At 69.8% G+C, this 12,047-nt stretch carries 16 protein-coding genes, 1 tRNA gene and 1 pseudogene; 9 read left to right on the top strand and 9 right to left on the bottom strand.

The features are described 5' to 3' along the window. Positions 1–369 precede the first annotated feature (369 nt). Positions 370–443: transfer RNA gene (locus N4G70_RS17390), tRNA-Met, on the bottom strand. 46 nt (positions 444–489) lie between these two features. Continuing rightward, complete coding sequence (trpD, locus tag N4G70_RS17385) at positions 490–1,551, bottom strand: anthranilate phosphoribosyltransferase (RefSeq protein ID WP_261713550.1); 1,062 nt, start codon at positions 1,549–1,551, stop codon at positions 490–492. 438 nt (positions 1,552–1,989) lie between these two features. Here trpD and N4G70_RS17380 point away from each other — a divergent pair, with 438 nt between their 5' ends. The 3 genes from N4G70_RS17380 (at position 1,990) to N4G70_RS17370 (ending at position 2,975) form a co-directional block, all read left to right on the top strand. Further along, a complete protein-coding gene (locus N4G70_RS17380) occupies positions 1,990–2,217 on the top strand; it encodes a type II toxin-antitoxin system VapB family antitoxin (RefSeq protein ID WP_261713549.1) in 228 nt (75 codons plus the stop codon). Beyond that, positions 2,214–2,624 carry a PIN domain nuclease gene (locus tag N4G70_RS17375; RefSeq protein WP_261713548.1) on the top strand — a complete coding sequence of 137 codons (411 nt, stop codon included), beginning with the start codon at positions 2,214–2,216 and terminating at the stop codon, positions 2,622–2,624. Before N4G70_RS17380 ends, N4G70_RS17375 begins: the two co-directional genes overlap by 4 nt. Before the next feature lie 129 nt (positions 2,625–2,753). Continuing rightward, positions 2,754–2,975 (top strand): hypothetical protein, encoded by a 222-nt coding sequence (locus tag N4G70_RS17370; protein ID WP_261713547.1) that lies wholly within the window; start codon positions 2,754–2,756, stop codon positions 2,973–2,975. A 49-nt stretch (positions 2,976–3,024) separates the two neighbouring features. On the opposite strand, the gene N4G70_RS17365 is transcribed toward N4G70_RS17370, so the two are convergent. The 7 genes from N4G70_RS17365 to N4G70_RS17335 all read right to left on the bottom strand — a co-directional run bounded on the left by N4G70_RS17365 (position 3,025) and on the right by N4G70_RS17335 (position 8,303). Beyond that, positions 3,025–3,828: an aminoglycoside phosphotransferase gene (locus N4G70_RS17365; RefSeq protein WP_261713546.1), complete on the bottom strand. Its 804-nt coding sequence runs from the start codon at positions 3,826–3,828 to the stop codon at positions 3,025–3,027. A gap of 84 nt (positions 3,829–3,912) precedes the next feature. Further along, positions 3,913–4,389, bottom strand: coding sequence for a hypothetical protein (locus tag N4G70_RS17360; protein WP_261713545.1), 477 nt, complete (start codon positions 4,387–4,389; stop codon positions 3,913–3,915). Positions 4,390–4,719: 330 nt separating this feature from the next. Continuing rightward, positions 4,720–5,160, bottom strand: coding sequence for a hypothetical protein (locus N4G70_RS17355; RefSeq protein ID WP_261713544.1), 441 nt, complete (start codon positions 5,158–5,160; stop codon positions 4,720–4,722). 55 nt (positions 5,161–5,215) lie between these two features. After that, entirely contained in the window at positions 5,216–6,445 is a 1,230-nt protein-coding gene (locus N4G70_RS17350; protein ID WP_261713543.1) for a helix-turn-helix domain-containing protein, read from the bottom strand. Positions 6,446–6,588: 143 nt separating this feature from the next. Beyond that, positions 6,589–6,879, bottom strand: a complete 291-nt coding sequence (locus tag N4G70_RS17345) for a ribosomal protein L7/L12 (protein ID WP_261713542.1) — start codon at positions 6,877–6,879, stop codon at positions 6,589–6,591. 502 nt (positions 6,880–7,381) lie between these two features. Continuing rightward, positions 7,382–7,660, bottom strand: coding sequence for a hypothetical protein (locus N4G70_RS17340; RefSeq protein WP_261713541.1), 279 nt, complete (start codon positions 7,658–7,660; stop codon positions 7,382–7,384). Between the two features lie 178 nt (positions 7,661–7,838). Next, positions 7,839–8,303 carry a helix-turn-helix domain-containing protein gene (locus tag N4G70_RS17335; RefSeq protein WP_261713540.1) on the bottom strand — a complete coding sequence of 155 codons (465 nt, stop codon included), beginning with the start codon at positions 8,301–8,303 and terminating at the stop codon, positions 7,839–7,841. A 250-nt stretch (positions 8,304–8,553) separates the two neighbouring features. Between N4G70_RS17335 and N4G70_RS17330 the strand changes: the two genes are divergently transcribed. The 6 genes and pseudogenes from N4G70_RS17330 to N4G70_RS17305 all read left to right on the top strand — a co-directional run bounded on the left by N4G70_RS17330 (position 8,554) and on the right by N4G70_RS17305 (position 11,925). Next, on the top strand, positions 8,554–8,760 hold the full coding sequence (locus N4G70_RS17330) for a helix-turn-helix transcriptional regulator (RefSeq protein ID WP_261713539.1): 207 nt from the start codon (positions 8,554–8,556) through the stop codon (positions 8,758–8,760). Beyond that, positions 8,757–9,809 carry a YqaJ viral recombinase family protein gene (locus tag N4G70_RS17325; protein WP_261713538.1) on the top strand — a complete coding sequence of 351 codons (1,053 nt, stop codon included), beginning with the start codon at positions 8,757–8,759 and terminating at the stop codon, positions 9,807–9,809. The genes N4G70_RS17330 and N4G70_RS17325 overlap by 4 nt, the downstream gene beginning before the upstream one ends. Next, a complete protein-coding gene (locus N4G70_RS17320) occupies positions 9,806–10,696 on the top strand; it encodes a recombinase RecT (RefSeq protein WP_261713537.1) in 891 nt (296 codons plus the stop codon). Before N4G70_RS17325 ends, N4G70_RS17320 begins: the two co-directional genes overlap by 4 nt. Then, positions 10,696–11,217, top strand: a pseudogene (locus tag N4G70_RS17315) (DNA cytosine methyltransferase); the annotation flags it as partial. The gene N4G70_RS17320 and the pseudogene N4G70_RS17315, both read left to right, overlap by 1 nt. Before the next feature lie 130 nt (positions 11,218–11,347). Continuing rightward, positions 11,348–11,755: a hypothetical protein gene (locus tag N4G70_RS17310; RefSeq protein ID WP_261713536.1), complete on the top strand. Its 408-nt coding sequence runs from the start codon at positions 11,348–11,350 to the stop codon at positions 11,753–11,755. 20 nt (positions 11,756–11,775) lie between these two features. Continuing rightward, positions 11,776–11,925 (top strand): hypothetical protein, encoded by a 150-nt coding sequence (locus N4G70_RS17305; RefSeq protein WP_261713578.1) that lies wholly within the window; start codon positions 11,776–11,778, stop codon positions 11,923–11,925. The last annotated feature ends 122 nt before the right edge of the window (positions 11,926–12,047 follow it).

Raw genomic sequence — 12,047 nt, 5'->3', positions numbered from 1 at the left:
CCGGGGCGCCCCCGTACACAGCTCCCCCGCGTGTGGCGATGGTTGGCCGCCCGCTCGGGCACACAGGGCAGCTCGGCCCAGCCGTCCCGGTTGAGACGGCAACCGTGGGCAGGCACCGCGGACCCGGTGGCGGGCCCCCGCACGACGACGGGCACGGGACCACCGGCCTCCTGGCAACCGCCCAGCACGACCCCGAGCCCGACGAGCAACAGCACCCCGGCCACCACCCTGCGGCGCACCACCCCCACCTCCCACCCCGCACACACCACCGTTCACTGACTCTCCGCGCACGAGAGACTACTCGCCGAATCGGCACCGCGAACGCGAAGAGGCCCGGCACTTTTTCAAGTGCCGGGCCTCTTCGTTCAGTAGCGGGGACAGGATTTGAACCTGCGACCTCTGGGTTATGAGCCCAGCGAGCTACCGAGCTGCTCCACCCCGCGTCGGTAAACACAACTGTACGCCACTCGCGGGGGTGCTCCGAACCATTTACCGCGCGGCCCCCCGCAGCGAGCGCGCCAGCTCCAGCCAGTTCTTCAGGGTTCGCGCGGCGGCGCCGGAGTCGATGGCGTTGCGGGCCTCGTCGAGGGCGGCGGCGAACGCGTCGGGCAGATCGCGGTCCGCGAGGCCCCGGTACGCGGCCAGCGCCCCCGCGGCGTTGGCGAGCACGGCGTCGCGCACCGGCCCGGTCTCACCGTCCATCACCCGGTGGACGGCGCGCGCGTTGTAGGCGGCGTCGCCCCCGCGCAGCGCGTCGGGCGCGCAGCGGAGGAGGCCGAACTCGGCCATATCCAGGCGCACTTGACGTACCTGCCCGGCCGCGGCGACCCACACCTCGGTGGGCGCGGCCGTCGTGATCTCGTCGAGGCCGTCGTCGCCGCGCACCACCAGCGCGCTCGCCCCGCGCGCCGCGAGCACGTCCGCGAGGACGGGGGCGAGCGAGGTGTTGGAGCAGCCGACCACGGCGGTACGGGGACGGGCCGGGTTGGTCAGCGGGGCCAGGTAGTTGATGACGGTGGGCACGCCGAGCGATTTGCGGACCGGGCCCGCGTGCCGCAGCCCGTGGTGGAAGCGGGGCGCGAAGGTGAAGCCGATGCCGGTCTCGCGTACGCAGCGGGCGACGGCTTCCGGGGTGAGGTCGAGAGGGAGCCCGAGGGCCTCCAGTACATCGGCGGCCCCGGCCTTGCTGGAGACCGAGCGGCCGCCGTGCTTGACCACCGGGGCGCCGGCTCCGGCGACCACGACGGCGGCCATGGTGGACACGTTCACGGTGTGCGCGCCGTCGCCGCCGGTCCCCACGATGTCGACGACGTCGGCGCCGTCCACGGGGAGCGGGACGACCCGCTCCATCAGGGCGTCGAGCAGCCCGTGGATCTCCTCGGCGCTCTCGCCCTTGGCCCGGAGCGCGACCAGGAACCCGGCGAGCTGCGCCGGCTCCGCCGCGTCGTCCATCACCTGCCGCATGGCCCACCGGGCGTCGTCCGCACCGAGATCCTCGCCACGCAGCAGTACGGCCAGCAGGTGCCGCCAGGTGCGGCCGGACTCGATCACGTGACTCCCTCTGCCGCGACCGCGGCCCGAGAACCCGGCCCGCGCACTGTCCCCCGCAGAATATCCACCGTCCCATCCCACCCCTGGCGCGCGGGCGCTTCGGAGGTGAGGGCGCTTCGGGGGTGAGGGCGCCTCGGGGGTGAGGGCGCTTCGGGGGTGAGGGCGCTTCGGGGGTGAGGGCGCCTCGGGGGTGAGGGCGCCTCGGGGGTGAGGGCGCTTCGGGGGTGAGGGCGCTTCGGGGGTGAGGGCGCTTCGGGGGTGAGGGCGCTTCGAGGGTGAGGGCGCACCGCCTCCGCCTGTCCTCCCTCCCCCGCGCCGGCCTGCCGCAGCCCGGCCGTGTCCGGCCCGCCGAAGCACTCCGCCACAGCGCCTGGCGCGTATATCGCAGCCGATGTACCTTGATATACGAACCGATATACATGCGAGGGGGAGCCGCTCATGAGCCGCACAGTCATCGATCTCGACGACGAAGCCCTGGAGGCAGCCGCCAAGGAGCTGGGCACCACGACCAAGCGGGACACCATCAATACCGCTCTGCGCGAGATCGTCGACCGCAACCGACGCCTGCGCGCCCTGCGGGAGTTGCAGGACCTCGCTGCCGACGGCGCCTTGGACGCCGAGCTCCTGCTCGACAAGCGCAACTACCGACGCGGCACCGCCCGGTGAGCGTTGCCGATTACCTGATCGACACCTCCGCGCTCGCCCGTATCCTGCTGCGCCAGGCGACCGACGACTGGGAACGGCGCATCGGCGCCGGCCTCGTCGCCCTGTGCGACCTCACCGAGCTGGAACTGCTCTACTCCGCTCGCTCGGCCAAGGACCGTGACAGCATTCGCCTGCGGTTGAGCCGGTTCACCTGGTGCCCCATGCCGGATGGCGTCTACCGGCGCGCCCGGGTGGTCCAGGAGCAGCTCACCGCGAAGGGCGAGCACCGCAGCGCCGGAGCCGTGGACCTGCTCCTGGCCGCAGTCGCCGAGGAAGCCGGTCTGACGCTGCTCCACTACGACCAGGACTTCGAGACGATCGCCCGGACGACGTCCCAGCCCACCCGCCGGATCGACCTCAAGGCGTAGGGATCTCACGGCGCCGACCTCGACACCCTGCAAACGCTCCGAGCTGAACTCCCGACCCACCTCGCCACGCAGCGCACCAAGCCGACGGGCACGGCGGCACTGGACTGGCCCGAGACCGACCCCGCCCTCGTGCTCCGCACCCTCGACCGCGCGCTCTCCGAGAAGCTGCCCAAGGAGCAGGGCGCCGCCCTCCGTATCCGCCTCGATCTCGACCAGACCGAGCCCGGCCTACACGAAACCCTCGCCGGGCTCCGCCGCCAGACCGATGGCACCGCCGACCCCAGCGACGGCCTACGCTCCGCCATCGCCGCCCGCCTCGCCGACCACAACGCAGCACGACAGGCCGCGTAGTCAGCCAACTGCGCCCCTCGTACGGTCCCGCCAACCAGCGGGGCCGTCCTCATACCACTGTCAGCGCGCGATGGTCGGCCCAGGCCCGCGCCGCAGCGATCAGCGCACCCCTGTGCGGAAGAGGGTCGGCCTTCTCCCTGCTCTCCCACACAGCGAGCAGCGCGTGAGCGAAGGTGCTCACTGCTTCCGGCGAGGCACTGCGATAGGCCGGGACTTGGTGGGCGACAGCTTCGGCCTGCTCGACCGTGTGTCCGGCGTGGATGAGGCGCGGCACAGTGAATGCGGAATCGGCCCAGTCGGGCGCCGGGCAGGCGAGGGCCCAGTCGACCAGGCGGATGCCGTCGGGGGTGGCCAGCATGTTCAACGGCGACATGTCGGTGTGCGCAAGGCTCCGACCGTCGAGGTGGCGCGCCCGGCCGTCAGGGATGAGGGAGCCCCATCGAATGGGCAGCGGCTTCTTTCCAACTCCCCTGGGCCACGAGATAGTTGACATGGCAGTGAGCGCGCCGACCAGCGGCACGAGGTCGGCAGATCCGGGGGCGAGGTCGGGGTGTCGGCCAGGAACGTGCTCGTACCCGACGAGCAGCCACCCGCCCCCCTCGGCCTCCCACAGCAGGCGCGGTCCGATCGGCGCGTACGCCGTGACCTTCGCTTCTGTGCGGTACATCCATGCCGAGGCGTCATCCGCGCGGGTGCCCTTGATGAATACGAGCCCCGAAGCAGTACACAGGGTGCAGGCCAAGCGCGACATCACGCCTTTGTCTGCGCTCTCCGCCCCCTCGACCGCACCCGTGTGCGCCTCGACGGCGCGCCGCGCTGCGGGCGGAAGTTCCTGCCACGGTGTGCGCTCCACCCGCGTCTCTCCTCGCACAGAACGGAAGCCGGCCCCCGGCTCGGCCACAGCGTGGCACAAGTCGGGGGCCGGCACAGCGAACTGTCAGACCAGCCGAGCAGCGTTGTGCTTGGGGCTGTTGTGGCAGTTCGCATGGCACTGCGAGCAGTCGGCGATGTCCAGCTCGGGCCAGAAGTCCATGTCGACCACGAACCCGGCCGAGGCGATGGCGTCCACTGTGCGGGCGCGCAGCGCCTTGCCGCCGCCGTGCTCCTCCTTGTCGAGGAAGCCCGGCTGATGGTGGACGAACTTCCCGAGCGTCCGCTCGCAGAAGTCCTGATACGCCTTGGTGTGCAGCAGGAATGCGTGCCAGAAATCGTCCACCAACGGGGACGGACTCAACGGGATGGGGCTGTGCGCGCCGGCGGCGAGGAAGGCGAGCATCTGCCCGATGCCCCGGTGCGCCTGCTCCTCGGTCAGGTTCTCGAACTTGGCGCGCATGTTGGCTGCGAGGGTCGCCCGCAGCTCGGAGTCGATCAGGGTCCGCGCGTCGGTCGCGGGGTGTTCCTGTACTACGGTCACGGTCCTTTGCCTCCTTGGTGGGGTGGTGCGTCGGACGTGCGTGGTGCGGCACCCGGCCAGATTCGCGCGGTGCGTTCCGAGCCGAGGCGAGACCCCGCCCACCCGGTGGGTTGTGTCAGGCACCACCGGGCGGGTGGGGAGATTCAGAGGTCCGGAACGGGCGCGATCGGGCGTTGTCAGGGGCGGCGCGAGAGCGCCTCGGTTGGCGATCCTGCTGTCGACAGCAGTTGCCAGAGCGACGAGCCCGATGACCGCTCCCAGTACCCACAGCCGGCCGAGGAAGCGGCCGAGCGGATCATGCGTGGTGGTGACGGGGCGCGTGGCGGGCGCTCATAAGGCGCCGCCGCGGGCCCGGTCGCGGAGTTCGATGATCCGTCCAACTTGGCAGTAGAGGAGCTCAAGTTGATCCGGGTCGAGAACGAGCAGTGACTCGACGTTGCCTCCATCCTCGAAGTACACGAGGACAGGTAGCGCGCCCTGCTGGGCGCGATGGTCATACGCCACGTCGCGCCTTCCCGGAGCGACGTAGGTGACCTGGGCCGGAACGGGACGCAGGGTGGTGCCGTCGGCCGGCGCCGTCCACTTTTCACCGCCGCCGGGCGGACGCAGGTGGTAGGTCGCCGCGTCCGCACCCGGCAGGGCGAGCACGACGCCGATCTCGCCGCCGTGGGCGGTGTCACGGGCGAGATCGCCGAGCCGGGGGAAGTAAGGGGCCGCAGTGCCCAACTCGGCGCCCTGGGAGGGGAGATGAGGGGCTGCTCGTCCTGTCATGCTCCGAAGCTAGGAGCGCGCCAGGGGCCGAATATGAATCGGAGGAATACTGCCCTCACCCGTCGAGGTGAAAGCGGTCCGACATGCGGCGCAGCTTCTCGCGGGTGGCCATTCGCTCGGCGTAGACGATGCTGCGCAGGGTCGAGCGGGCCACAGGGTGGTTGCGTACAAGCTGCGGGGCGATCCGCTCGGCGGTCTCCAGTTCGCCGAGGGCCCGGTCGCGACTGCCATCCCAGAGCCAGGCCCGGGCGAGGTCCATGTGGTGGTGTCCCTGGCGGGAGTGGGGCAGCGCGGCGACCACCTCGGGGCCGGTACGGCGGTTTATGGCAAGGGCCTTGGTCTGGTCGCCCATCTCAAGCGCCACGCTGATGGCGTGGATCTGCACGTTGCCGGGCGAGAACGTCACGGAGTGCCGGTCGTACACCGGCGGGCCCTGGTAGCCGCTCAGACGGTCGGCAGCGGCCTTGGCATGGCCGATGCGCTCCTCGGTCTCGGCGGCCCGTCCACCTCTCGCGGCGGACACAGCGGCACGCAGTTGCAGGGTCCCCCACATGCGGACGGCGAGCGGGTCACCGCGTTCATAGTCGCGCTGTACACCGGCGATGGCCTTGTCGGAGAGCGTGAGGGAGTCGCCCCAATCGGCTGTTGCCCACATGTCCCAGACCCGCATCCAGTCGGCGAGGGCAGGCATGACGGGGTCGCCGGACAGGCGGGCGGACCATGCGGCGCGCTCAGCCGCCATGGCGATGAGCTCCGGGTGCCCCAGCGAATGCGCAGCGGTGTGGGCGAACTTGCAGGCAACCGCGTAGATCGCGTACGCCTCCTCGCGCTCGTGCCCGGCGGAGACCTCGGCCAGAGCGCGGGCCTCGCGCAGCAGGTCGGGCAGAACGCGCAGGATCGCGACGTTGGCCGCCGCGTCCCGCAGCCGGTGCAGCCTGGTCATCTCGCGCCACAACTCCCCCGAGCCGCGCGGGGTGCCGTCGTAGACCGGAGCCAGGTCGTACCGTCGCAACTCGCGCAGGATCGAGCTCGCGGACACCTGCCACTGATTCTCGGCCGGGCTACTGGCGTACGGGCGGCCGATCAGGTCGTTGGGGTGAACGTGCAGCTCGGCGGCGACCCGGTTGAGCAAGCCGACACGGTCGAGCTCGATGAGCCCGCGCTCCATCTTGGACACCCAGCCCTGCGTCTTGCCGAGCGCGGTGGCGAGATCAGCCTGTGGCATCCCCAGCCGGAGCCTGGCACGACGGACGCGCCGGCCGATCTCCTCGGCTTCCTCCAACATCACAACCCCCAAGCAGTCGCGGGCCTGCTGTGCTCACCCGTTCGGCAGGGCATCGCGCCTCCGTCCGTTCAAGCTCACACACCTGCACGGTACCCACGCGGGCGGTTGGGTGCGGAGCGCTCACGGCTGTTCGGCTACGCCGCTCAAGCGGTCGGCTCCCGTTGTGCGCCGGGCCGTCGAGGCGGCCCCTCTCTTCCTTCGGCGTCCGCCCCCGCCGCTTGCAGCACGGCGACCGCCGCGTCGGCCGCCTCTCGGGCCACGTCGCCGAAGATCACCACCGGCAGGTGAAGGGTGAGTTCCTTGCTGCGCCACAGGCTGAGCCCGGTCAGCCTGCGCAGCGCCTGCAAGACATCGACCCTGCGCACCCCCATGGCGGTGAGCACGACCGAGTAAGGGGGATCGTCACAGATCAGCTCGAAGTACTGGGCTTCCACCGCTCCCCCTGTCGTGGTGACACCGCAGCGCCTCGTCGACCATGATCATCTTCACTCGGACCGGCAGCGGACCAGCAATTGATCTTGAAAAGCGGATCGGCCCCTTCCCGGCGAACCAAGTCGCAGGTCAGGAGCCGATCGAACGGTAGGCCATGTCGGACTCGAACCGACAACCAACGGATTAAAAGTCCGGAGGGGGATGTGTTGGGGGGTGACGTTCCATGACGCTGCATGACGTTTATGCAGGTCAACGGGAGTAGCTCCCGCTCGCACTGTCGCCGAGTGACGCCCCGTACAAGGGAGTCCGGTCTCACACCGGTCTCACCAGGGGCTCACCACGGTCTCACCTAGCGCACGGCTTGACCTGCGCGAATGGACCATCGGAGAACAGCGGTAGAGCTTCACCCGAACACAGGAAAGGGCCGTACGGCGACTCGCCGTGCGGCCCTTCGGCACAGTGGGACAGAGACGTTCCGGTGTGCGCTACCCCCGCGATAGCGCGTTACGGGGAGCCGTCTCCTCGCTGCTGTGGTGGGTAAACCTTCAGAAGATCCGGGCCCCCGTGCCCGAGACCGAGGCGGTACGCCTTGTCGGCCGCGCTCTCGGCGCGGCGCCGCAGTGTGAGGACGAGGGCGGGTACGGCGCCCGTCGCCAGGACGATGCCGGCCCACAGGAGCAGGTTCTGCTCGCCGGGCACAACCACCGTGACTACCGCCATGATCCAGGCCACGCAGAGGGACACGACCGCCGTTACCGTCGCTGCCCCTTGCCGAGTCTTCATACCGTTGTCCTCCCCTGGTGCTGATCTCTCACCGTTAAGTACGACCAGAGATCGAATTCCGTTACAGAGCAGGGGCGGCACCCGTGGGGGGCGCGGTCCGAGCCGTGACGGAACCGGTGGGGCGGCGGCGCGAGACGGGTTGTCCGTCGGGGGCCTTGTGGCGGCTTCTCTGCTCCTACTAGTGGCGCTCCGGGGCCCGTGTGGCCGTGGTTCGCGCGCGTTGTTGGGCTTGCATCTGTTGCGCCATGGTGACGAACAACTGAGTCAAGTCCTGGTCGTCAATGCCTAGTTGGCGGGCTGCTTCTTCGGGGGTAAGACGGCGACCGGACACAGAAGGTTCTGCGGCTCGGTTGACCTCGTCTGCCGTGGCCTTGCCTCCCAAAACCAAGAGGTAGCCAAGGGATACGCCGAGGTGCGGCGCCATGGTGGCGAGCACGTCGGGGGTGGGTACGGACGTGCGGGTAAGGATGCGGGAGACGGTCGCGTGAGATACGCCGGCGTCCTTGGCGAACTTCCCACGCCCCCCGGACCTAGGTCGCGAGATGTCGTAGCCAAGTTCTGTGAGCCTCTGCTCGAACCAAGCACCGAACTCCGCGACGTGATCCCCTCCCCCTTGCGTTCTTTCCTGTTCGTTCCTTCGCATGGTCGCAATGTACCTGCGCAGAACGCTACGTGCCCACCCTTCACGTCTTGATCACATACCTGCGGCATATGCGTGACCACAGTACCCCCGTCACCTCGTTGCGTCACTGCACTATACAGACCGTAGTCGAACACGCACTCGATTAAGCGGAATCACACCGTCCCTCTAATTTTCTTGCCAGAAAGAAAGCTGCGTGCGTAGGTTCGTACCTGACGGAACAGCAACCGCTCGACCATCAGGGGGCACAGTCATGCACTACAACCACAGGCGCCTAGTCGACGCGATGGCCAAGGTCGGCGACACCAAGAGCCCGCAGGTCGCGCAGCGGCTCGACGTCCACCCCGCCACCGCATGGCGCCTGATCAAGGGGCGCAGCAAACCGGCCGGCGAGACCCTCGCCGCCATCGAGCGCGAGTACGGGCTCACCGCCGCAGACCTGTACGGGGGTGCGCAGTGAACACCGCCGCCCCAGCGATCGTGACGCCAACCGGTGTCGTCGTCGCCCCGCCGAACCTCGACCGCGAGCAATGGCTCGCCGCTCGCCGTACGGGCGTCGGGGGTTCGGACATCGCCGCCGTCCTCGGCATGAGCAAGTACACGAGCCCGGTTGAGCTGTACCTCGACAAGGTCGGCGAGCTCGGCGACGTGCCGCGCTCCCCCGAGCTCGTCGAGGCGGCGTTCTGGGGGCACCAGCACGAGCCGACGATCGCGAGCGTGTTCGCCGAGCGGACCGGCCTCGGCGTCGTCGAGGGGCCGGGGATGCTCGCGCACGTCGAGCGACCGTGGATGCTCGCCAACGTCGACCGCTACGTGATCGAGCAGAGCGAGGCGACGCCGTCGAGCCTGTTGGAGATCAAGACCCGCAGTGCCTATCAGCTCGACGACTGGCTGCTCGGCGTGCCGGACGGTCCGGCCCTGCAAACGCACTGGTACCTCGCCGTCACCGGCTACTCGCACGCGCACGTCGCCGCGCTGCTCGGCGGTAACCGGCTGATCATTCACCGCGTCGAGCGCGACGAGAGCCTCGTCGAGCACCTCGTCGACATCGTCGGCCGCTTCTGGCAGAGCGTGCTCGACCGCGTCCCGCCGGCGGTCGACGGGTCCGAGGCGACCGAGGAACTGCTCGGCCACCTCTACAAGGTGACCCCGGACCGTGTGACGGTCGTCGATCCGGCCGAGGTGCTGCCGCTTCTTGACCGGCGCCGCGAGCTCAAGGCGCGCGAGCAGCGCACCGCCGACGAGCTGCGCGAGGTCGACAACCGTCTGAAAGCCGTTGCCGGCGAGGCCGAGGTCGTCAAGACGCAGGGCGCCGTCGCCTTTACGTGGAAGCAGAACGGCCCGCTCTCGACGAAACGATTCGCCGCCGCGCACCCCGACCTCGCCGCCAAGTACACGCACCGCGTCGACGCGCTCGACACCAAGAGCATCGCCGCTGAACTCCCCGACGAATACCGGGTGTTCCGCGCCCGACGCCTCGTCGTACCGAAGGAGATCACCACAGCGTGAGTACCAACCTCGCCGAGCGCGTCGCCGCCCGCCGCAACACCCCCGCCCGCCAGACCACCCGAGGCGCCGCCGCACCGCAGCCCAACCTCGTGCAGTTCGTGCAGTCCATGCGTGGCGAGATCGCCCGCGCGCTGCCCGCGCACGTCGCCAACCCCGAGCGCATCGCGCGCATTGCTCTGACCGAGCTGCGCAGGGTCGAGCACCTCGCCGAGTGCACGCAAGAGTCGTTCGGCGGTGCCCTGATGACCTGCGCGCAGCTCGGCCTCGAACCGGGCGGCGCGCTCGGCGAGGCGTACCTGCTGCCGTTCTGGTCCAAGAAGGCACGCGCCTACGAGGTGCAGCTCGTCATCGGCTATCAGGGCATGATCCGCCTGTTCTGGCAGCACCCTGCCGCCGCAGGGCTCGCCGCGCACACGGTGCACGAGAACGACGATTTCGAGTTCGAGTACGGCCTCGCCCCGGTCCTTCGGCACAAGCCGGCCCGCTCCAACCGTGGGCGCCCCACCGACTATTACGCCGTTGCGACCATGGCGAACGGCGGCTCGGCGTTCGTCGTGATGAGCGTCGAGGACGTCGAGGCAATCCGGCAGCGCAGCAAGGCGCGCGACTCGGGCCCGTGGTCGACGGACTACGACGCGATGGCCCGTAAGACCGTGATCCGGCAGCTTTTCAAGATCCTGCCGAAGTCGAGCGAGCTCGCCCGTGCGGTCGCCCATGACGAGGGTGTGCGCCGCGATACGACGCCCGAGGGGCTCGACGTGCCGCCGGATTACATCGAGGGCGAGGTCGTCGAGCAGCAGTCCGAGGGCAGCGTCGAGGACGTGCCCGCGGAGTTCGCCGGATGGCCCGAGGCCACCGAGCCGGGTAGCACTGCGGACGGTTCCTGATGGGCGCCGACGGCCCGAGGATCGGGTCTCTGTGCTCGGGTTACGGCGGTCTCGACATAGCCGTGCAGGAGGTGCTCGGGGGTTCGGTTGCCTGGCACGTCGAGAACGACGCGAACGCCTCGAAGATCCTCGCCCATCACTGGCCCGAGGTGCCGAACCTCGGTGATCTGACCGCCGCAGACTTCGCCCTGGTCGAGCCCGTCGACGTGCTCACCGCCGGTTTCCCCTGTCAGGACGTGTCCGAGGCCGGCCTCGGCGCGGGCATCGCGGCCGGTACCCGCTCGGGTCTGTGGCTGCATGTCGCCCGCGCAATCCAAGCCCTACGGCCCTCTTTGGTGGTGATCGAGAATGTCCGTGGACTCCTCTCGGCGTCGGCCCATAGCGACATGGAACCGTGCCCGTGGTGCATGGGAGACGGAAGCGGTCAGCCTGCTGTGCGCGCACTCGGCGCTGTACTCGGCGACTTGGCCCGCCTCGGGTTCGATGCGGAGTGGTGCTGTGTACGCGCGTCGGAGATCGGCGCTCCCCACCGCCGCGAGCGCGTGTTCATCCTCGCGTGGCCCGCTGCTGAAAACCCCAACGTCGAACCTCGGCTCGAACGGTGGCTCGCAGCACCCGGACAAGAGGCGCGCGGGCGGGCACGGACCGACGTTGGCGGACGAGGTCGAGCATCTGCTGCCGACGCCGTCGGCCTCGGGGCACGACGACGGGAAGGCGCCGGAAGTCTGGCGGGCGCGACGCGAGCGGATGCGGGCGAAGCACGGGAACGGGATCGGGGCGCCTCCCCTGCCGGTTCTGGTGGCACTGCTGCCGACCCCTCGGGCCTCGCACAACGAGGAGGGGACCGAGGCAGCCGAGCTGTGGCTGCGGCGCCGCAGCAAGCAACGCAGGGACGGGAAGGCGGCCGACACGAGTCTGCCGCTCGGTCTGGCCGTGCAGTGCCGTCCGGATCTCGCGCAGTACGCGATCGGGACTGGGGCATCTACACAGCAGCAGTCGATCGGTGGGGGTCCCTCACCCGCACCGCTCCCGGGGCAGTTGACGATCGGGGACGACTGAACTCGGCGTTCGTCGAGTGGATGCAGGGCATCCCCGACGGTCATGTGACCGGCGTCGGCCTCGGTCGTAACGCCGAGCTGCGCGCCCTCGGTAACGGCGTCATCCCGCAACAGGCCGAGGCCGCGCTGCGGCTGCTACTCGCCCGCGCCGGCCTGCTGCTCGCCGCATGATCTGCCGCCATTGGATCGGGTCCGAACGCCGCCACTGCAATGCCGTCGACGACGTCCGCCACTACCTCACCGGGCACCGCTGCCCGCTCCATACTCCCGCCGCCCTCGCCGGACGGCCCGAA

The sequence above is a fragment of the Streptomyces sp. ASQP_92 genome (assembly GCF_025399895.1).
GTDB lineage: Bacteria > Actinomycetota > Actinomycetes > Streptomycetales > Streptomycetaceae > Streptomyces.
Note: the sequence above shows the minus strand (reverse complement) of the source record. Positions and strands in the feature narration are given on the sequence as shown.

Bases quoted from the DNA above. Each gene is read 5' to 3' on its own strand.
- N4G70_RS17380 (WP_261713549.1), top strand. From the start codon at position 1,990: ATGAGCCGCACAGTCATCGATCTCGACGACGAAGCCCTGGAGGCAGCC.
- N4G70_RS17305 (WP_261713578.1), top strand. From the start codon at position 11,776: ATGCAGGGCATCCCCGACGGTCATGTGACCGGCGTCGGCCTCGGTCGT.
- N4G70_RS17340 (WP_261713541.1), bottom strand. From the start codon at position 7,660: ATGAAGACTCGGCAAGGGGCAGCGACGGTAACGGCGGTCGTGTCCCTC.
- N4G70_RS17330 (WP_261713539.1), top strand. From the start codon at position 8,554: ATGCACTACAACCACAGGCGCCTAGTCGACGCGATGGCCAAGGTCGGC.
- N4G70_RS17350 (WP_261713543.1), bottom strand. From the start codon at position 6,445: ATGTTGGAGGAAGCCGAGGAGATCGGCCGGCGCGTCCGTCGTGCCAGG.
- N4G70_RS17335 (WP_261713540.1), bottom strand. From the start codon at position 8,303: ATGCGAAGGAACGAACAGGAAAGAACGCAAGGGGGAGGGGATCACGTC.
- N4G70_RS17355 (WP_261713544.1), bottom strand. From the start codon at position 5,160: ATGACAGGACGAGCAGCCCCTCATCTCCCCTCCCAGGGCGCCGAGTTG.